Source organism: Actinomyces polynesiensis (genome assembly GCF_000820725.1).
GTDB classification, from domain to species: Bacteria; Actinomycetota; Actinomycetes; order Actinomycetales; family Actinomycetaceae; genus Pauljensenia; species Pauljensenia polynesiensis.
In genome coordinates this window covers 1-20,046 of the sequence record NZ_CCXH01000127.1, presented here as the reverse complement: position 1 = coordinate 20,046, position 20,046 = coordinate 1, and the positions used below count along the sequence as shown (strand labels likewise).

16 protein-coding genes, 1 tRNA gene and 2 pseudogenes are annotated in these 20,046 nt (G+C 71.7%); 11 read left to right on the top strand and 8 right to left on the bottom strand.

Annotated elements, in window-relative coordinates; genetic code table 11:
- A partial coding sequence (der, locus tag TA90_RS06040) for a ribosome biogenesis GTPase Der (protein ID WP_043535111.1) occupies positions 1-1,371 on the top strand: 1,371 nt, incomplete at its 5' end.
- 57 nt (positions 1,372-1,428) lie between these two features.
- Here der and TA90_RS06035 read toward each other — a convergent pair.
- From TA90_RS06035 to mgtA, 3 genes are all read right to left on the bottom strand, one after another.
- A complete protein-coding gene (locus TA90_RS06035; protein ID WP_147513402.1) occupies positions 1,429-2,046 on the bottom strand; it encodes a MarC family protein in 618 nt (205 codons plus the stop codon).
- Positions 2,047-2,149: 103 nt separating this feature from the next.
- Positions 2,150-2,872 (bottom strand): DedA family protein, encoded by a 723-nt coding sequence (locus TA90_RS06030; RefSeq protein WP_052450570.1) that lies wholly within the window; start codon positions 2,870-2,872, stop codon positions 2,150-2,152.
- A 206-nt stretch (positions 2,873-3,078) separates the two neighbouring features.
- Positions 3,079-5,829: a magnesium-translocating P-type ATPase gene (mgtA, locus tag TA90_RS06025; RefSeq protein ID WP_043535110.1), complete on the bottom strand. Its 2,751-nt coding sequence runs from the start codon at positions 5,827-5,829 to the stop codon at positions 3,079-3,081.
- A gap of 201 nt (positions 5,830-6,030) precedes the next feature.
- Between mgtA and TA90_RS06020 the strand changes: the two genes are divergently transcribed.
- The 6 genes from TA90_RS06020 (at position 6,031) to TA90_RS05995 (ending at position 12,052) form a co-directional block, all read left to right on the top strand.
- Positions 6,031-6,765: an SDR family oxidoreductase gene (locus TA90_RS06020; protein WP_043535109.1), complete on the top strand. Its 735-nt coding sequence runs from the start codon at positions 6,031-6,033 to the stop codon at positions 6,763-6,765.
- Positions 6,762-7,538, top strand: a complete 777-nt coding sequence (locus tag TA90_RS06015) for a meso-2,3-butanediol dehydrogenase (protein ID WP_043535108.1) — start codon at positions 6,762-6,764, stop codon at positions 7,536-7,538. The genes TA90_RS06020 and TA90_RS06015 overlap by 4 nt, the downstream gene beginning before the upstream one ends.
- Before the next feature lie 200 nt (positions 7,539-7,738).
- Entirely contained in the window at positions 7,739-8,593 is an 855-nt protein-coding gene (locus tag TA90_RS14575; RefSeq protein WP_147513401.1) for a hypothetical protein, read from the top strand.
- Complete coding sequence (glsA, locus tag TA90_RS06005; RefSeq protein WP_052450569.1) at positions 8,590-9,654, top strand: glutaminase A; 1,065 nt, start codon at positions 8,590-8,592, stop codon at positions 9,652-9,654. The genes TA90_RS14575 and glsA overlap by 4 nt, the downstream gene beginning before the upstream one ends.
- A 62-nt stretch (positions 9,655-9,716) precedes the next feature.
- Positions 9,717-10,463 carry an NUDIX domain-containing protein gene (locus TA90_RS06000; protein WP_052450568.1) on the top strand — a complete coding sequence of 249 codons (747 nt, stop codon included), beginning with the start codon at positions 9,717-9,719 and terminating at the stop codon, positions 10,461-10,463.
- A 221-nt stretch (positions 10,464-10,684) separates the two neighbouring features.
- Positions 10,685-12,052 (top strand): UTP--glucose-1-phosphate uridylyltransferase, encoded by a 1,368-nt coding sequence (locus TA90_RS05995; protein WP_043535106.1) that lies wholly within the window; start codon positions 10,685-10,687, stop codon positions 12,050-12,052.
- Positions 12,053-12,122: 70 nt separating this feature from the next.
- Here the strand turns inward: TA90_RS05995 and TA90_RS05990 are convergent, their stop codons facing one another.
- On the bottom strand, positions 12,123-12,962 hold the full coding sequence (locus TA90_RS05990) for a dimethylarginine dimethylaminohydrolase family protein (protein ID WP_187120098.1): 840 nt from the start codon (positions 12,960-12,962) through the stop codon (positions 12,123-12,125).
- Positions 12,963-13,114: 152 nt separating this feature from the next.
- Here TA90_RS05990 and TA90_RS05985 point away from each other — a divergent pair, with 152 nt between their 5' ends.
- On the top strand, positions 13,115-13,720 hold the full coding sequence (locus TA90_RS05985; protein WP_074015321.1) for a TetR/AcrR family transcriptional regulator: 606 nt from the start codon (positions 13,115-13,117) through the stop codon (positions 13,718-13,720).
- 507 nt (positions 13,721-14,227) lie between these two features.
- On the opposite strand, the gene TA90_RS05980 is transcribed toward TA90_RS05985, so the two are convergent.
- Positions 14,228-14,301: transfer RNA gene (locus tag TA90_RS05980), tRNA-Pro, on the bottom strand.
- Between the two features lie 153 nt (positions 14,302-14,454).
- On the bottom strand, positions 14,455-14,958 hold the full coding sequence (locus tag TA90_RS05975) for a heme-binding protein (protein WP_043535105.1): 504 nt from the start codon (positions 14,956-14,958) through the stop codon (positions 14,455-14,457).
- A gap of 175 nt (positions 14,959-15,133) precedes the next feature.
- On the opposite strand from TA90_RS05975, the pseudogene TA90_RS05970 reads away from it, so the two are divergent.
- The 3 genes and pseudogenes from TA90_RS05970 to TA90_RS05960 form a co-directional block, all read left to right on the top strand.
- Positions 15,134-16,561: pseudogene (locus TA90_RS05970) on the top strand (sugar porter family MFS transporter); the annotation flags it as partial.
- Positions 16,562-16,586: 25 nt separating this feature from the next.
- Positions 16,587-17,363, top strand: a complete 777-nt coding sequence (locus TA90_RS05965) for a TIM barrel protein (protein WP_043535103.1) — start codon at positions 16,587-16,589, stop codon at positions 17,361-17,363.
- Positions 17,364-17,579: 216 nt separating this feature from the next.
- On the top strand, positions 17,580-18,557 hold the full coding sequence (locus TA90_RS05960) for an aldo/keto reductase family protein (protein WP_052450564.1): 978 nt from the start codon (positions 17,580-17,582) through the stop codon (positions 18,555-18,557).
- 164 nt (positions 18,558-18,721) lie between these two features.
- Here the strand turns inward: TA90_RS05960 and cmk are convergent, their stop codons facing one another.
- Positions 18,722-19,453: a (d)CMP kinase gene (gene cmk, locus TA90_RS05955; protein WP_043535102.1), complete on the bottom strand. Its 732-nt coding sequence runs from the start codon at positions 19,451-19,453 to the stop codon at positions 18,722-18,724.
- Between the two features lie 119 nt (positions 19,454-19,572).
- Positions 19,573-20,046 (bottom strand): annotated as a pseudogene (locus tag TA90_RS15030) (prephenate dehydrogenase); the annotation flags it as partial.

The window sequence follows — 20,046 nt, the reverse complement described above, 5'->3', positions numbered from 1 at the left end:
CTCGCCGTCCTCGAGGGCGGCGAGGAGGACGCCGTCGCCCTGCCGGGCCCCTCCGGGAACCCCGTCCTGGCCGTGGTGGGACGCCCCAACGTCGGCAAGTCGACCCTGGTCAACAGGATCCTCGGCCGCCGGGAGGCCGTCGTGCAGGACACCCCCGGGGTGACCCGCGACAGGGTGTCCTATCCCGCGGAGTGGGCCGGTCGTGACTTCACCCTCGTGGACACCGGTGGGTGGGAGGTCGACGTCCGCGGGCTGGAGCGCTCGGTGGCCGAACAGGCCGAGGTCGCCGTGGACATGGCCGACGCCGTCCTGCTGGTCGTGGACGCGAATGTCGGGGTCACCTCCACCGACGAGCGCATCGTCGAGATGCTGCGCCGGTCGGGCCGACCCGTCGTGCTCGCCGCGAACAAGGTCGACTCGCAGGTGCAGGAGGCGGACGCCACCTACCTGTGGGCCCTGGGACTGGGCGAGCCCCACCCCGTCTCCGCCCTGCACGGCCGCGGGACCGGTGACCTCCTCGACGCGATCCTCGAGGTCCTGCCCGAGCACTCGGCCGTGGCACGTCCGCTCCCGGAGGGTGGGCCCCGCCGCGTCGCCCTCGTCGGACGACCGAACGTCGGGAAGTCCTCCCTCCTCAACGCCCTGGCGGGCGCCGAGCGCGTGGTGGTCAACGAACTCGCGGGCACCACGCGCGACCCGGTCGACGAGCTCGTCGAGCTCGACGGGAAGGAGTGGTGGTTCGTGGACACCGCCGGTGTGCGACGCAAGATGCACCGCACCACGGGCGCCGACTACTACGCCTCCATCCGCACCCAGGCGGCCATCGAGAAGGCGGAGGTCGCCCTGGTCCTCCTCGACGCCTCCGAGCCCCTCACCGAGCAGGACGTCCGCGTCGTCCAGCAGGTCGTGGACGCGGGCAGGGCACTGGTCATCGTCAACAACAAGTGGGACCTGGTCGACGGCGAGAGGCAGGCCGAGCTGCGCGACGAGCAGGAACGGGAGCTCGTCCAGGTCCAGTGGGCCCCCCGCATCAACCTGTCGGCACTCACCTCCTGGCACACGAACCGCATCACGAAGGCCCTCGAGACGGCCCTGGAGGGCTGGGGGACGCGGATCCCGACGGGTCGGCTCAACGCCTTCCTGGGACAGTTGGTCGCCGCCCACCCGCACCCCCTGCGCGGCGGGAAGCAGCCGAGGATCCTCTTCGCCACACAGGTCTCGACCCGCCCGCCCCGCTTCGTCATCTTCACCACCGGGTTCCTCGATCCCGCCTACCGCCGCTTCATCGAGCGTCGCCTGCGCGAGGACTTCGGCTTCGAGGGCTCCCCCATCCAGATCTCGGTGCGGGTACGCGAGCGTCGCCGGCGCTGAGGGGACGCGGTCCCGCCGCCGTCCCGGGGCCGCGCGCCGGGTCGGCCGTCCAGGCGCTCAGAGCTTGAGCGCCTGGATCCCGTGCACGCCGAGCTCCACACCGATGACGAGGATGAGGAACCCCATCACGCGGGTCAGTGCGCCGGTGCCGGTCGGTCCGAGACGGTCGACCAGGGGTGTCCCCCAGCGCAGCGTGGCCCCGATGAGCAGGGATATCGCCAGGATGCCCAGGACGATGGCGAGCCTGGCGCCGACGCCGGGATGTCGGGCGGCCAGGGCGATGACGACACCGATGGCGCCCGGGCCCGCGATGAGCGGGAGTGCCATGGGCGAGAAGGAGATGTCCGGCTTCGTGTGGGTGTTCTCCTGCTCAGGGGCGCTCATCTGCTCCGACGGGACGAGCATCCGGAAGCCTGCGTGACCGACCACGATGCCGCCGGCGATCTGGAGTGAGGCGAGGGAGACGCCGAGCGCGTTGAGCAGGAGCGTCCCCAGCAGGGCGAAGACGACGAGCACCGCGGCCACGTCCGCGGCGGTGCGCCAGGCCTGCCCGCGGACACGTGCGGGCTCCTGCCCCTCCGTCAGTGCCGCGAAGGTGGCCACCGCGCCGAGGGGGTTGGTGATGGGGAGGAGTGCGGCGAAGGTGGCGGCGAGCACCCCCAGCAGTGCGTTCACGGCAGCATCCGTCCCCCACTGACACCGGTGGGGGCGGAGACGGTGGTGGTCAGGCGTGGAGTCATGGGTCCCTCACGGTTCCGTCGGGATCTGTGCCCCTCCATCATGCCCTGTCGGGCCGTCGGCCCGGGACAGGACTGCGCCGCGTCGCCCTCGTCCGCGCCACCACGCGGCGGACCAGGAACACGCCAGCCACCAGGGCCACCACCACGACGACGACGGAGGAGAGGAGCCCGCTCCACTCCTCGAGCACGGGTCGGACGGCCGGGCCGAAGGCGTACCCCAGGCCGATCCACAGGCCGTTCCATACCCCGGACCCCAGGACGGTCCACAGACTGAAGACCGCCCACGGCATGCGTGCGACGCCGGCGGGAATCGAGACGAAGGACCGCACCAGTGGCACGCAGCGTCCCACCAGCACGGCGGTCCCGCCCCACCGTGCGAAGAAGCGCTCGGCGCGGTCGAAGTCCTCGTGCCCCAACAGCGGGAGGCGACCCACCAGACGTCTGGTCCGCACCGGCCCCAGCGCCGCTCCCACCGCGTACCAGATCCATGCCCCCAGCAGGGCCGCCACGGTCGCGGCGCACCAGGCGCCCACGGGGTCAATCCGACCCTCCCAGGCGAGGAACCCGGCAGCGGGGAGGACCGCCTCGGAGGGGATGGGCGGGATGAAGGTCTCGGCCAGCAGTGCCACTCCCACGCCGACCTCCCCGAGTGTGTCCATCAGGGAGAGCACCCACCCGATGAGGCCCTCGTAGCCGGAGGAGGGGTCCGTACCTGCGACCGGGGACAGGGCGTTCCAGGGGGCGGGGACGGTGCTCGGCACGGGTGGGGTCCTCCGGGGTCGACGAGGGCGGGGCGGGACTCCGCTCCCCCGAGGGTGCAGGAGTGCCGCGCGGCCCGCAACCGGGGCCGGGCCCCGGGGAGGAGGCATGTGCCACAGCGGCCCTGTCGGTGCGGACCGGCCGTTCGCGCGCGAGGTCGGGACGTGGCGCGGCCGTCGTGGAGGTCAGCGGGAGTGCGTGGACCCCGTCACAGCCATTCGTGCCAGTGACGCACGTAGAGCCCCTTCGCCCACTGGGTCACCAGGCAGTAGGCCGCCACGATGAGCAGCAGCCACGGGTAGAAGGCGGCCGGGGGCGCGACGAAGTCGAAGGCGTCGGCCGTCACGGGCAGGAGCGGGAGGAGCAGGGCGGTGACGATCGCGGCGGCGCTCGCCCACATCACGGGCGCTGCGGCCCGGGACTGGAGGAACGGGATCTTCTCGGTGCGGATCATGTGCACGACCATGATCTGGGTGCAGATCCCGACGAGGAACCACCCCGTCTGGAAGAGGTGCTGGGAGGCGACGTCGGTCGCGCCCGTGGCCGTGGTGCCGGTGGCCCCGAAGACGAACCACATGACGAGGAAGGCGACCACGTCGAACACCGTGGACAGTGGCCCCATGACGACCATGAAGCGGGTGATGTGCCCGTCGGTCCAGCGCCGCGGCCTGGCCAGGAACGAGGCGTCCATCCGGTCCCAGGGCAGGGACGTCTGGCTGATGTCGTAGAGCATGTTCTGCACGAGCAGCTGGACGGCCAGCATCGGCAGGAACGGGATGAACACGGAGGCGATGAGGACGGAGAAGACGTTGCCGAAGTTCGATGCGACGGCGATCTTGAGGTACTTCTGGATGTTGCCGAAGGTACGGCGCCCCTCCATGATCCCGTCGTGGAGGACACGGAGGTCCTGCTCGAGCAGGATGATGTCCGCGGTGTCCTTGGCGATGTCGACGCCGTCGGTCACGGAGATGCCCACGTCCGCACGGCGCAGGGCGGGGGCGTCGTTGATGCCGTCACCCATGTGGCCGACGACGTGGCCGCGGGCCTGGAGCGCGCCCACGACGCGGGCCTTCTGCAGGGGGCTCATCTCGGCGAAGACCAGGACCTCCTCGACGCGTCCGGCGAGCGCGGTGTCGTCCAGGGCGTCGACCTCCCGGCCCGTCATGGAGCGTGCGGGGCGGGCCTCGGCCGGCGTGTCCTTCCACATGTCCAGGGAGTCCACGACATGGGCACACACCAGGTGCGAGTCACCGGAGATGACCTTGACGTCGACCTCGGCCGCGTGCAGTGCCTCGACGGCCGCTCCTGCGGACTCCTTGGGAGGGTCCAGGAAGGCGAGGAAACCGATGAGGGTCATGTCCGTCTCGTCCGCCGGGGTGTAGTCCCAGTCGTCCTTGACGAAGCGGGAACGTGCGACGTCACCGGGGACGATGCGGGTGGCGACGGCGAGCACCCGCATGCCCTGGGAGTTGAGTCGGTCCGTGGTGGCCCTGGCACGTGTCTGCGCGTCCTGGTCGAGGTCCTGGATGCGCCCTCCCGACAGGACCCGCGTGCAGACCTGCATGACCTCCGTGACGGCACCCTTCGTGACCAGGAGGTCCTCCCCGTCCTCCAGGCGCAGTTCCTGCGGTCCGACGTCCTTGACCTCCCCGGTGCCGGCCAGGGTGTCGATGTCCGGCACGCGGTCGAGCACCACGGAGAGCCGGCGCCGGTCGAAGTCGAAGGGGATCTCGTCCACGACACGGTAGGTGGGGAGCGCCGGCCGGTCGCCCTGGTCGACGGCGGCGATCACGGCATCGTCGAGGGTGTTGCGCACCCCGGTGGAGTGCATGGAGTTCAGGTAGCCCACCACGAGCGCGAGCCGACTGGGGTGGGCGTCGATGTCGAGGTGACGTTGGAGGACGATCCGGTCCTCGGTGAGGGTCCCGGTCTTGTCCGTGCACAGCACGTCCATGGAACCCAGGTTCTGGATCGCGTCGGGCACCTTGACGATGACCTTGCGGTGCGCCATGAAGCTGGTGCCGCGGGCCAGGTTGGCGGAGATGATGGTCGGCAGCATCGAGGGGGTGAGGCCGACCCCGATCGCCACGGCGAAGAGCAGGGCCTGGAGCCAGTCCCCGGTGTGCCACCAGTTGAGGAGGAAGACGATCGGCGCCATCACGAGCATGAGCCTGATGAGGAGCATCGTGACCCGGCGGATGGCGAGGTCGTAGGCGGACCTGGGGTGGACCTCCTCGACGGCGCGTGCCATGGCCCCGAAGTAGGTGTGGTGGCCGGTGGAGACCACCACGCCCAGGCCGCTCCCGGAGAGCACCGAGGTCCCCATGAAGCAGACGTTGCGGGCATGGAGGATGTCATCGGCCGGAGTGTCCAGCGCGTGGGAGGTCTTGTCCTGTGGGCGGGACTCGCCCGTCAGCGACGACTGGGACAGGGTGAGGTCCTTGGCACGGATGACCCTGAGGTCCGCCGGGATGAGGTCGCCGGCCTTCAGCTCCACGACGTCACCGGGGACGACCCGGGTGACGGGGACCTCCTGGGCCGCTCCCCCGCGGATGACCGTGGTGGTGGAGACGACCATGGCCTGCAGGGCGTGGGCGGCACGGGTGGCCTTGTACTCCTGGGTGGTGTTGAGGATGACCGAGATGGCGACCATGACGGTGATGGTCGTGGCGCCGATCCGGTCGTCGGTGACCGCCATGATCACGGCGAGCACGATGAGCAGCAGCACGAAGGGGTTCCGGAAGGAGCGCAGCGTCGTCCCGAGCAGTGTCGGCGGGTGCGACTCCTGGACGACGTTGGGGCCGTTGGCGTCCCTCGAGGTCGAGACCTCGGCGTCGGTGAGTCCCTCCGCCCGGGAGTGGAGCCCGGCGAGCACCTCGTCGGCCTCCTGGCGGCTCGCCGACACCAGCGCGGTGTCGGTCTGGTGGCGTTCGGGCGCCGTGCGCTGGGTGCTCTGCATGACTCCCATGGTGCGCGTGCGGGCGGAAATGGTCCAGCGGATGTGGGGGACTCCCCGGGGCCCGACGTGCCAGCGCGAACCGGACCCGGGTGGGCCGGGGTGCCCGCGTGCGCGACCCCGGCGCCGAACATGCGCTGGTCCCACCAACGGGGCCGTGGTCGCCCGCGGTCGCCCGGGAGCCGCCCACGGAAGGAAGTCAGCATGTCATCTCCCCACGTCGGACCGGATCTGACCGGTCAGCGGGTCCTCATCATCGGAGGTGCCCGCGACATCGGACTCGCCCTCGCCCGAGCGGTCGCCGCGGCGGGTGCCACGGCGGTCATCGGTGCGCGGGACGCAGGACGGGGCGCTGACGCGGCCGCCGACGTGCCGGGTGCGGAGTGGGTCCGGGTGGACGTCACCGACGAGGCGAGCATCGTGGAGGACCTGGAGCAGGTCCGTCCCCTCGACCACATCGAGGTCACGGCATCGGCCCACCACGACGTGCCGGTCACCGACCTCGACCACGACCTCACGGTCGCCGCCTTCGAGGCGAAGGTCATCGGTCCCATGCTCCTCGCCAAGCACGCGGCCTCCGTGCTCCCACCCACCGGCTCCATCGTGCTGTTCTCCGGCGTCGCCGCCTGGAACCCCGCACCCGGCTACGCGGTCATGGGCATCACCAACGGCGCCGTGGCCTTCGCCGCGACGCACCTGGCGCGCGAGCTCGCCCCGATCCGTGTCAACGCCGTCTCCCCGGGGATCATCGACTCCGGCAGCTGGGACACGATGGGTGAGGAGGCCGAGCGAGACTTCCTCCGGGGTGCGGCACAGCAGACCCTCGTCGGTCGGGTCGGGCAGAACGAGGACATCGCCTCCGCGGTGCTGTGGCTGCTCGGCGCCGGTTTCGTCAGCGGGGAGACCATCCACGTCGAGGGAGGTGCACGGCACGCATGAGCGCGAACCACTACGCACTGGAGGGGAAGGTCGTCATCGTCACGGGGGCAGGTTCGGGCATGGGCCGTGCGATCGCGCGGGGCTTCCTGGACAACGGGGCCCACGTGGTCGTGGCCGGACGGCACGCGGAGCCGCTGCACTCCACGATCGAGGGGTACGGACCTGACCGGGCCCTCGCCGTCCCCACGGACGTCTCGGACCCGGAGGCCGTCGGGTCCCTGGTCGCCGCGACCCTGGACGCCTTCGGCGCACTCGACGTGGTGGTCAGCAACGCCGCCCTGTACGCCTCGGGAGAACTCGTGGACCTGCCCGAGGACAGGTGGCGTTCGCTCTTCGACGTCAACGTCGGGGGGCTGCGCAACCTCGTGGTGGCGGCCTCGCCCCACCTCGTCGCCTCGCGCGGGAACGTCGTGGCGGTCTCCTCCGTCTCCGGGGAGTACGGGGACTGGGGGCAGGCCGCCTACAACGCCACCAAGCACGCGATCAACGGTCTCGTGCGCTCCCTCGCACTCGACTACGGAGGGAGGGGCGTGCGCTTCAACGCGGTCGCGCCGGCCTTCACGATCACCGACATGACCGCGGGGGTCTGGGAGGGCGGGAAGGATCTCTCCGCCTTCACGAACCGCATCGCCCTGGGTCGTCCGGGGGAACCGGAGGACGTGGTCGGTCCCGTGCTCTTCCTCGCCAGCCCCGATGCCGGGTACGTGACCGGATCCGTGCTGACGGTGGACGGCGGCACGAGCGCCTCCTCGGGGCAGCCGCACCTGGAGTAGGACCTGTGGTCGCACCGGTGGTCGGACCTGCCGGGGCGCCCTCCGGAGTGGGGACGTGCGCCGCGGCCCTCGTCCCCCGGTCGCCCTCGGGCCCGTCATCCCCCACCCGCAGGGATGGGGCGGGGCCCGGGGGGCTCCCTGGGATGGTCCCTGCGACCTCGGGACGCGGGGTCCTCCGCCCCCCGACCAGTGAGGTGACCGTGACCGAACCCCGAGTGACCGGTCTGCTCCGGGCCCGCGTGTGTCGCGGGCTCCTCGGGGTGGCCCTGGTGGGCGCGACGCTCCTGGGCGGCACCGGGTGCGAGGACGACACCCCCATGTCCTCCCTGCCGACGGCGTTGCCGACTTCCCTGCCGACCGCGCTCCCCTCCCTCCCCTCGATCACCTCGCGACCGTCCCTGCCCGTGCTCCGTCCGGGAGGCGACGACTCCACGGCGGGCGACCCTGCGGACGACGGGGCAGGTCAGGGGTCCGGGGACGCCACCGCGCCGGCGACCGCCCCGGAAGGGACCACCACCCCGACCGGTGCCGCCACCACCGAGCCCACCCCCACGGGGACGCAGCCTGCGGGTGAGGAGGACGGGAGCCGCTCCTGGTGGCCCCTGGTCGCCGTGGTGGCGGCCGTGGTGGCGGCCGTGGTGGCGGCACTGCTCTGGTTCCTGCGTCGACGCACCCGCCCGCGACGCGACTGGGACAGACGCATGGACTCGGTGGTCTCGCAGCTGCACTGGGTGGTGGACTCCGTCGTGGTCACGGTCCTGGCCTCCGCCACCCCGGCCGAGGCCGCCAGCGTGTGGGGGTCCGCCCGCCCGCACCTGGTCGCCGTGGACGCCGACCTCGACGCACTGTCCACGGCGGACGTCGACCGCGACCGCCGCGCGAGGGCGCAGGACCTGCGTCCCGTCGTCTCCGACCTCGTCGCCGCCGTGGACCTCCTGGCGCGCAGTGGACCGGGGGACGACGAGGCCTCCGTGGTGCAGCACCGCACCGCAGTGGTGCGGGCACGGGACAGACTCCGCAGCGCGCTCGGAGTGCTCGAGGAGAGGACACGATGACACCCACACCTTCTTCCCCGGCTTCCCCGGGCGGGGACCACCGGTTCACCTCCACCGGGCACCTCCCCGAGGACACCCGCGTCGAGGAGGTCCTCCTGCGGTGCCACGACGAGGTCGCCGGTGTCGAGGAGGGACACCTCTCCCCCGTCTACCCGACGCTCACGAGGGCGGACCCGCGCTGTTTCGGCCTCGCACTGGCCCGGGCAGACGGTCCCCTGCACGAGGTGGGCGACTCGCGGGTCCCCTTCCCGATCATGAGTGTGGCCAAGCCCTTCGTCTTCGCACTGGCGTGCCAGGAGCACGGCACCGCACCCGTGCGCGACCTCGTGCGTGTGGACGCGACCGGTCTGCCCTTCAACTCGGCGACCGCCGTGGAGCGTTCGCCGGGAGGGCGGACGAACCCCATGGTGAACGCCGGTGCCATCGCGACGACCAGCCTGACACCCGGTGCCGACCTGGAGTCGCGCTGGGAGCACCTGCGCGCGGGCCTGTCACGGTTCGCCGGGCGTGAACTGCTCCCCGACGCCGAGACCCTGGAGACCTCGCGCCGGACGAACACCCAGAACAGGGCCCTCGCCCTGCTGCTCGCCGGTGCCGGGGCGATCCGGGGGGATGCCATGGAGGCCACCGAGCTCTACACGCGCCAGAGTGCCCTGGAGGTCACCGCGGTGGACCTGGCCCACATGGGCGCCTGCCTGGCTGCGGGGGGCGTCAACCCGTGGACGGGTGAACGCGTGGTCGGTGAGGAGGCCGCGCGGGTCGCCCTGGCCGTCATGACGGTGGCCGGGATGTACGAGTCCTCCGGGTCGTGGCTCGTCGACGTCGGGCTGCCGGGGAAGAGCGGGATCGGCGGTGGCATCGTCACCGTCTCCCCCGGGAAGGGAGCGCTGGGGAGCTACTCCCCGCTCCTGGATGCCCACGGGAACAGCGTGCGCGGGACCCTGGCGGCGCAGTGGCTGTCCGGGGAGCTCGGCCTGGACATCCTCGCGTCGGCATCGGCGTCGGCGTCGGCCGTGACGACGGCGTCCCACGGCCCCTCCGGCACACCTCCCCTGTCCTGACGGGCGGCGGTCCGGCCCGCCCCGGCTCGCGCGGCGCTCCCCCGGAGTGGGAGGCTGCGCAGGTGAGCATCGAGACCCCCCTCCCGGGCGACCCACGTCGGCCCCACGGTCCCCTCGACCCCGGTGACGCCTTCGTGGTCGCCTCCGACGGGGAGAGGTTCTGGGGCCGCTACGGGGCAGCCGGGCTGCTCGCACACGACCCCTCCCGCGGTGTCCTCATGCAGCACCGGGTGGGCTGGAGCCACCACGGGGGGACCTGGGCCCTGCCGGGCGGGGCGCTCCACCGGGGCGAGTCCGCCCGGCAGGGCGCACTGCGGGAGGCCCGCGAGGAGGCGGGAGTCCCCCAGGACGCGGTGCGTCCCTTCCTCCTCAGCGTCGCCGACCGCGGCGTGTGGAGCTACTCGACCCTCGTCGCCCGGGTGACCCGACCCTTCGAACCGGTGATCTCCGACGCCGAGAGCCTCGCCCTGGCCTGGGTCCCCGTGGACCGGGTCGACGCGTTGCCGCTCCATCCCGGATTCGCGTCCGCCTGGCCGCTGCTGCGTGGCCTGCTGGACGTGGGGCCCGCCCTCGTCGTCGACGTCCGTGCGGGTGGTGCCCGGGCGCTGCACGCGGCGGGGGAGCTGGCCGCGGGAGGGATCGCCGGCGCGACCTTCGGACTCCCCGTGCGGTGGGTGTTCCCCGAGGTCGTCCCGGTGGACGGCGGGCACGAGGGCGCAGCCTCTGCGAGGGTCGCGGCGTTGCGGGAGCAGGGCAGGGCCGCCGTCCTCGCCGACGAGGTGATCGCCCCGGGTGAGCGCCCCGGGTGAGCGCGCCGGGTGGACGTGCTGGCTGTCCGCGCTGGGTGGGCGCTCCGGGCACCGCACCCGGCGACCGCACCGGGCGACCGTGCAGAGGCCACCGCACCCGGGTGCGTCGGCCCCGTCGGCGGTGCGCGGGAGGGACACAGGGGGCGGGGACGTGCCCCGGGAGTGTCCTAGACTCTGTGAGCGGAGACCCACTGTTCCCGCGACCACATGGGAGTGACGACATGACAGATTCCGCCCTCGACGCCTCGGTGGACAAGCTCCGCGCGGACGGTGCCGCCCCCTCGGTGGTCGCGGCCTTCACCGACCGCTACCGGCGACTGGCCAGCGGGGAGACGGGTTACGTCCACGAGGCCGACCTGGAACCGCTCACCGATCCTCCGGTCCTGGCGGACCAGGCGTTGGACGAGGCCGCGACACGTGCCCTGGCCCAGACCGCCGTCATCAGGCTCAACGGGGGCCTGGGGACGTCCATGGGACTGGCGGGGCCGAAGTGCCTGATCCCCGTGCGCGACGGCCTGAGCTTCCTGGACATCGTGGTGCGTCAGGTGCTGGCACTGCGGGAGGCGCACGGTGTGCAGCTGCCCCTGCTCCTGATGAACAGCTACAACACCTCGGAGGCCTCGCTGGAGGCCCTCGAGGCCTACCCCGACCTGCCCGTGGGCGACCTCCCCCTGGAGTTCGTGCAGAGCCGGGAGCCCAAGCTCCTGGCGGACACGCACATGCCGGCGAGCTGGCCCGCCCACCCGGACCTGGAGTGGTGCCCACCCGGGCACGGGGACTTCTACCCGTCCCTGTACGCCTCGGGCCTCGTGGGGAAGCTCCGGGCGGAGGGATTCCGGTACCTGTTCGTGGCCAACATCGACAACCTCGGGGCAGTCCCCGACCCGCGCCTGGCCGGGTGGTTCGCCGCCACCGGGGCCCCCTACGCCGCCGAGGTCACGGAGCGCACGGACATGGACCGCAAGGGCGGCCACCTCGCGCACCGCATCTCGGACGGGCGTCTCGTGCTGCGCGACACCGCCCAGGTCAGTCCCGACGAGATGGAGTCCTTCATCGACATCCACCGCCACCCCTGGGCCCACACCAACAACATCTGGCTCGATCTGGAGCAGCTCGAGGAGGTGCTGGAGGGCAACCAGGGCACCCTCTCCCTGCCCCTGATCATCAACCGCAAGACGCTGGACCCCGCCGACGCGGATTCCCCCGCCGTCTTCCAGCTGGAGGGTGCCATCGGGGCGGCCGTGGAGATCTTCGACGGTGCGGAGGCCATCGGGGTCCCGCGCAGCCGTTTCCTGCCGGTGAAGTCCACCGCCGACCTGCTGGTCCTGCGCAGCGACATCTACGAGTTCACCGAGGACGCGCGGCTGGTGGGACGCGAGATCAGCCCCGTGGTGCGTCTGGACCCGCGGTTCTACAAGCTCATCGACGACTTCGAGGCCCGCTTCCCGGCCGGCCCTCCCTCCCTGGAGGAGGCGGACTCGCTGAGGGTGGAGGGGGACTTCACCTTCGGGAGCGGTGTGGTGGTGCGTGGCGACGTCGAGCTGTTCTCGGACGGATCCGAGCGGATCCCGGACGGGACGGTGCTCTGAGCCGACCGGCGGTACCTGCGGCCGCGGTGGCGGTCGCAGGCCCGGGCGGACGGTGACCGGGAGGGCCGGCTCAGTCGCCCTGGTCCCCCCGGCGCAGCGGCAGGGTCGCGCAGCGGAAGCCGCCGGGGAACTTCGTGACCTCCGAGAAGTCGAGGGCCACCGGCTCCACGTCGTGCGCCCGCAGTGCCTCGGCGAGGCGGTGGGCACGCCGGTCGATGATGATCCGGTCGGGTGCGAGGGCGACGGTGTTGACCATGAGGTCGCGCGCCTCCTCGTCGGTGGCCTCGATGAGCTCGAAGCGCTCGGCCAGGAGGCTGCGCGAGTAGGGCGTCAGGGACGCGGAGTGGATGTAGCCGAGCCCCGGGCCCACCATCGTGAACTTCGTGTCCAGGTGGACCACTCCCCTGCCGGAGAACTCGATCGGGAGGACCTCCCGGTCGATGCCGACGCGTGCGAAGGCCTCTCGCAGGGCGGTGACACCGGCCAGGTTGGTGGCCTCCCCCAGCCCGACGAGCACCACGTCATCGGTGACCATCACGTCGCCGCCCTCGATGTACCCGCCGCTGAGGCGCTCCACCCGTGACAGCTCGGGCAGGAGAGCGTCCAGTGCGCGCTGCTCCTTGCGGCGGATCGGGTCGCGTGAACGCGAGAGGAAGAGCGTGCCGTCGACCGCGAAGGCGAGGTCGCGGGGGTAGAGCTGGATGTCGACGTCGGGCAGGGAGCGGAGGGTGTGGACCTGCACCCCGGAGTCGAGGATCGTCTGGACGAACGCCTCGTGCTGGCGTCGGGCGATGTCGTGGTCGGGCACCTGGACCCTGTTGTTGCTGACGTACCGCAGGCTGGCGAGAGCGGGGTACCTCACGGAATCCCAGATCAGGTTCCACCAGGTGAACGGCTTGTACGGCCCCACCACCACCTCCCGGAGAGGGGTGATGTCGCTCGGTTGGAGATCTGGACGAGGGGGTCTTGTTATTGGCCGTATGGCCAAGTTAAGTCAGGTCGAGGTCTCCGTCAAGGGTGGAGTGCGCCCTCGTGTGGACCCCGACCGCTAGGCTGGCCGACATGCCGAAGATCGTCGACCATGCGGAGCGTCGTCGGGAGATCGTGGACGCGTGCCTGCGCGTGGTGTCGCGTGCGGGGCTGGCCGGGGCCACGACCCGGGAGATCGCGAACGAGGCGGGCGTCTCCCACGGGATCATCGCCCACTACTTCACCGGCAAGGACGAGATCCTGCGTGCCGCCCTCCAACGCTCCTACGAACTGCTCGCGGACCGCATCGGGGTGGACCTCGCGGGGCAGTCGGGTGTCGCGGCGCTTCGGCGCGCGGTCCACGAGGCGCTCCCCATTGCCGAGGAGGACCGCACCGGCGAACAGATCGAGCTCGCCTTCTGGGGGTACGCGCTGGGTGACGCCCGGGTGGCGGAGGAGCGCCGGCGCTCCTACGAGGAGACCCATGAGGTCCTCGAGGCCCTGGTCCGGGATGCGCAGGCGGAGCAGGGGACGCGAGTCGCGGATCCGGCGGTGGTCGTCGACGCGCTGATCGCCCTCATCGACGGCCTGGGCGCGCAGGTGGCCCTCTACCCCGACCGCATGACCGCGCAGCGGATGCGGGCCGTCCTCGATGCGACGCTGACCTCATTCGGCTTCGGGGGGCCCGGGGGCGGCTGACCGCGCCCGGTCACTGGACGGGGGGTGACGGGCGTGGGCGCGCCTTTCATATTGGCCATCTGGCCAACGGAAAAGCCCTGCGCCCGACCGAGCCGGCCGCGACGCGCTGGTCCGCTGCGACGCCGCCGACACCCGGGCGGTGAGCCGGCGGCCCGGGCGATCGCCCGAGTGCCCGCTCGGGATGTCGAGGGCATCGGCCCGTCCGGCAGGTCGGCGGGCGGTTCCACGTGGCCGGAGCGGAAGGGCACCTCTTGGTCTCCGCCGCCGGGCAGTGCAGGCACGTCCGGCGCAGCAGCCCGGCGGCCGGGGGTCCGTGATGCGCTCTCCGGCGTCCGCGGGAGTGCTCCCGCAAGCGTCCTGGTCCCGTTGTCCACAGGAAGCGGGCTCAAGGCGCCCCATCCGTCCACAGCTGGCCGCGCCGGGCGGACCGGAGGGGGGAACACGGAGAACGACCCCCGGACATGATGAAGCCCAGGCGAGTAACCTTCTCTCGCCTGGGCTCTTGCGTCGGGCTGGCGGGATTTGAACCCACGACCCCTTGACCCCCAGTCAAGTGCGCTACCAAACTGCGCCACAGCCCGTCGTCGCCGCTCCCGCGGCGACTGGAACATGCTAGCCCACGACACGGTCCGGGGGCCAATCGCCCGGGGCGACGTGGACCACACCGACCCGTCGGCGCGGACCGGGACCGGACCCGGGCAACCGGGTGGTCCGACCGGACCGCGCCGGGGCCGTCAGGAGAGGTGTTCGCGCAGGTCCGCCAGCGCCTGGACCACCAGCGTGTGGTCCGCCTCGGAGACGAGGCCCGAGCAGGTCGCCACCCCGACGAGGCCCACCCCGGAGACCCGCACCGGCACCGCGCCCCCGTGGATGGCGTACTGGGCGGGATCCACCGCCTTGTTCGCGAGGAACGCGACTTCGTCACCTGCCCACACACGGTTGGCCCGCAGGGAGGACATGTCGAGGAGCTCCACCACGTTCGACTTGCGACGCACCCAGCCCTCGTTGTCCAGGACCGTGGCGGAGCCTGCCCGGAGGAACACCGACCGGTGCCCGTGGCGGACCGCGACTGTGATGTCAGACTCCTTCTGACCTGCGAGGGAGACGATGCGCTCCCCCAGCCAGTGTGCATCGTCGACGGTGAAGCGCGGCAGCTCGGTCTCGGTCTCCTGTGCGAGAATCGCGTCCGCGGTGAGGTCGGACCAGTCCCCGCGGTCCAGGTTGATTGCAGTGCTCATGTGACTCCTCCTCGGGTCGGCTCCTGACACTTTGTCAGGCCTGCTTGCGTCTTTGTCCTATCATATGGTCCCACTGTTCCCGCATCCTGACCGCGGACGGTTCGGGACCACGCGCCCCACGGGGCCGCGTTCGAGGGAGAAACCGTGACGTCGTCGTCGCCAGGAATCCAGGTCAGCGCTGCCCCGCCGGCGGGGGGGCACCAAACGCCAGGTCGCACGCATCGCCAATGTCGCCAGCATCGGAGGGCTCCTCTTCGGCTACGACACGGGCGTCATCTCGGGCGCCCTCGTCTTCATGCACCGCTCGATGCACCTGAGCTCGTTCCAGGTCGGGCTCATCGTCTCATCACTGCTCGTGGGCGCGGCCTTCGGCTCGTCGATCGGCGGGAAGCTCGCCGACCGTGTGGGTCGCCGCACCGCGATCTCGCACGCCGCCATCGTGTTCGCCGTCGGTGCCGCGATCGCCGCACTCGCCTGGTCACCGTGGATCCTCGTGCTCTCCCGGGTCGTCCTGGGGCTCGCGGTCGGTGTCGCCTCCGCGATCGTGCCCATGTACATCTCCGAGGTCGCCCCCACGGAGGACCGCGGACGCCTCGTCACCCAGTCCTCGCTCCTGCGGGCCTGGGGCCAGGGCGGCGTCTTCCTCACCAACGCACTGATCGCGTGGATCTACCCCGATGACAACGCCTGGCGCGTGGTGTTCGCCCTCGGGATCGTCCCCGCCATGCTCCTGTGGTGGGGCATGCGCTCGGTCCCGGAGTCCCAGCGCTGGCTGCTCCAGCAGGGACGCGAGGACGAGGCACGCGCCGTGCTGCTCCAGATCCGTGAACCGGGGGAGGTCGAGGACGAGCTCGCCGAGACCCGCCGCAACATCGAGGACGAGGCCCGGCAGTCGCAGGCCGACTCGGGGGGCTGGTCGGACTTCCGCACCCCGTGGATGCGACGCGCGATCCTCGTCGCGGTCGGTGTGGCGATCTGCAACCAGGCCTCCGGCATCAACACGGTCATGTACTACGCCCCCACGGTCCTCAAGGACTACGTCGGACTGGGGGAGCTCGCCTCCCTCGTCAACTCCGTGGCCGTGGGTGGCATCGCGATCCTGGCGGTGTACCTGGGTCGTGCGATCGTCGACCGCATCCCGCGACGGACCCTGCTGCTGGCCGGTCAGGTCGGCACCACCTCGGTGCTCCTCCTCCTGGGCACCTTCTTCCTGCTCCTCGGCGACCACCGGGAGGGTCAGCCGGTCAACACCGTGCTCGCCACGGGCATCGTCATCGTGATGACCGTCTTCGTGCTCATCAACGAGTCCTCGGTCTCGGTGGCCACCTGGCTGCTGCTGTCCGAGATCCTCCCCCAGCGGATCCGCGGATTCGCGACCGGTCTGGCGGTGACCGTCATGTGGATCTTCAACTGCACGATCTCCCCGGTGTTCCCCATCCTCACCGACAGCATCGGCGCGCAGGCGACCTTCTACCTCTTCGCCGCGATCGGATTCCTCGCCATCACGTTCACGGCGCTGTGCGTCCCGGAGACCCGGGGCCGCAGCCTCGAGGACATCGAGGCGCACTTCCGCGCCGGACGTTCGGCCCGGCATGCCCACTGACACCACACGAAGAAGGAGTACTCCGATGGCATTCACCCTCGCCGCCTGCGCCGAGATGATCTTCACCGACCGACCGCTCCTCGAGCGCATCGCGCGCATCAGCGATCGCGGCCTCAAGGTCGAGATCTGGGGCTGGCAGGACAAGGACCTCGAGGCGATCGCCGCCAGCGGCGCCGAGGTCGTCTCCATGACGGGCTACCTCGAGGGCGACCTCACGACGGACCGGGGAGGCGAACGCCTCCTCGAGACCGCGCGGGAGTCCCTGGAGGCTGCCGCCGTCCTCGACTGCCCGCGGCTCAACCTCCACGGCACGGGGCTCGGCGAGGGCGGCATCCCCGTCGTCGCCAATGCACATCCCTCCCACGCCGACTGGCTGCACGCCCGCGACACCCTCGCCCGGCTCGCAGCCCTCGGTGAGGAGGCGGGGCGGACCTTCACCCTGGAGAGCCTCAACACCGCGGTCGACCACCCGGGATGTCCCTTCGACACGGCGGCGGACACACGCACCCTGGTCTCCTCCGTGGACTCCCCCGCCCTCCGGATGAACCTCGACCTGTACCACGCCCAGATCGGGGAGGGGAACCTCATCGAGCTGTGCCGGGAGTCCCTGCCCTGGATCGGCGAGATCCAGGTGGCGGACGTGCCGGGACGCGCCCAGCCGGGCACGGGCGAGGTCAACTACCCCGCCGTCGCCCGCGCACTCGGTGCCATGGGGTACCGGGGCACGGTCGCGATGGAGGCCTTCGCCTCCGGTGACTCCGACGCCGCCCTCGACGACTTCGTCTCCGCCTTCACCCTCTGAGCGACCGCCCGTCCGGGAGCCTCCCCGACCGGGCAAGCCCCACCGGGGGCATCCTCGCCCCTCCTCCCCCCGTGGCAGTCCACGGGGGGAGGTCCTCATCCGGGAGGGGAGGTGCTCACCGTGGACTGCGCGTCCGGCGCGCACGCGCCCCGCCCCGGCGATAGCCTCACACCATGACGATCAAGCACAGGTACCTCGGGGACGTCCGGACTCAAGATCAGCGAACTCACCCTCGGCAACTGGGTGACGGCGGGCGGGCAGGTCGGGCGCGACCGGGCGGTCGAGGTCGTCCAGGCGGCCCTCGACGCCGGCATCACGACCTTCGACACCGCGGACACCTACATGAACGGTGCGGCCGAGTCGATCCTCGGCGAGGCGTTGGAGGGTCACCGTCGCGCCTCGCTGGAGATCTTCACCAAGGTCTACTTCCCGACCGGCCCGATGGGCCCCAATGACACCGGGCTCTCGCGCAAGCACATCATGGAGTCCATCGACGCCTCCCTGACGCGACTGCGCACCGACTACGTCGACCTCTACCAGGCGCACCGATTCGACTACGAGACGCCGCTGGAGGAGACGATGCAGGCCTTCGCCGACGTGGTGCGCGCCGGCAAGGCCCTCTACATCGGGGTGTCGGAGTGGACCGCCGAACAGCTGCGCGCAGGTCATGCGCTCGCCCGCGACCTCGGTTTCCAGCTGATCTCCAACCAGCCCCAGTACTCTGCCCTGTGGCGGGTCATCGAGGGCGAGGTCATCCCCACCAGCCGCGAGCTCGGCATCTCCCAGATCGTGTGGTCGCCCCTGGCCCAGGGAGTCCTCACGGGCAAGTACCGCCCCGGTGCGGCCGTTCCGGAGGGATCGCGCGCCACCGACCACAAGGGCGGGGGCAGCAGCTTCATCGAGCACTTCCTCACCGAGGACATCCTGCGCGCCGTCCAGCGGCTGGAGCCCATCGCCGCCGAGGAGGGGCTCACGATGGCGCAGCTCGGCCTGGCCTGGGTGCTGCACAACGACGCCGTGGCGGCCGCCCTGATCGGTGCCTCCCGCCCCGAGCAGGTCTCGGAGAACGTCCACGCCTCCGGTGTGCTGCTCGATGACGACACCGTGTCCGCCATCGACGAGGTCCTGGCTCCCGAGGCCATCACGGATCCCTCCGAGACGGAGAAGGTCTCCCCGCGCCACCGACTGGTGTGAGGGCGCCCGGGTCCCGCCCTCGTCCGTGCCACTGGCGCACGCCCCGGCGCAGGACCGGGACGGACCTCGAGGTCGGAACAGGACGGACCTCAGCCCTCGAACAGAGCGGACCTCAGCGTCAGAACAGAGCGGACCTCAGCGTCGGAACTGAGCGGACCTCGCGGTCAGGGGTGGGTGCGCTCCGTCAGGTCCCGGTCGACGAGGGCGAGGACGGCGGCGACGACCTCGTCGATCCCCAGTGCCGAGGAGTCGACCACGCTGACGCCGGGGGCGGGCTCCAGGAACTCCGTGACCGTGGAGTCCGCGGCGTCGCGGTCCTCGACCTGGCGACGCGTGGCCTCCAGGTGCTCCGGCGACTGGTCCCCGTAGAGCTCCTGGGTGCGGCGGCGCAGACGTGCCTGCGGGTCCGCCAGCAGGAGGACGCGCACGTCGGCGTCCGGGCACACGACGGTGGTGATGTCACGGCCCTCGGCGATCATCCCGGAACCGGCCTCACGCGCCTCCAGCATGCGGCGTCGCTGTTCACGCGCCATCCAGTGGCGCACCTGCAGGTTCGTGGACACCGCGGTCACGGCCTCGGAGATGCGGGGTGTGCGGATCTCGTCGGTCACCTCCACCCCGCCGACGAGCACGTGGGGGTCCAGGGGGTGTGAGTCGAGCTCCAGCGGCATGGCGTCCGCCGCGGCGGCCACCGCGTCCTGGTCGGACAGGTCGATGCCCCGGTCCAGTGCGTACCACGTGAGCGCGCGGTACATGGCCCCGGTGTCGAGGTACCCGATGCCAAGGTCGAGTGCCACCCGCTTCGACACGGTCGACTTGCCCGACCCTGCGGGACCGTCCACCCCGATCGTGATGCCGACCCGCGTGATGAGTTCCCTGCGTCGTGTCCGGTCCACTGCGTGACCCCTCCCTCGTGCGTCGCGGCCGTCGCGGCCGCCGTGTCCCTGCCTGCCCCCGGGGCGGGACGTCGGCGGGCCGAGCCCGCACCGGTCCGCACCCTGCCCCGCGTGCGCGCTCAGCTGCCCTCGGAGGTGGCGTGGGCGATGATGCGCCACCCCCGCCGCTCCAGTTCCACCTCCGCGTCGCGGGCGCGGGCGGGGTCCACCATGAGGCGTGCCACGCCCACCCGCTGGCCCGCCGAGTGGTCCAGGGTGAGGTCCTCGATGTTGACCTCGATCTCGCCGAGCTCCGAGAAGAGCCGTCCGAGCTCCCCCGGTCGGTCGGGCACGAGCACCTCGACCTCGGCGAAGCGCTGGGGGGCGCCCCCGTGCTTGCCGGGGATGCGCGCCACTCCCCTGTTGCCCGCCTCCATCACGCGGTTCACGGCCCCGACGGAGCCGCCCTCGAGGGGCCCCTCCGCGGCCGCGGCCCGCAGGTGGACGAGCAGGTCGTCCAGGTCCGTGCGCACGGCGGCCAGGATCTGCGAGACGGGTCCGGCGTTGCCGGCGAGGATCGAGGTCCACAGCCGGGGGTCCGAGGCGGCGATGCG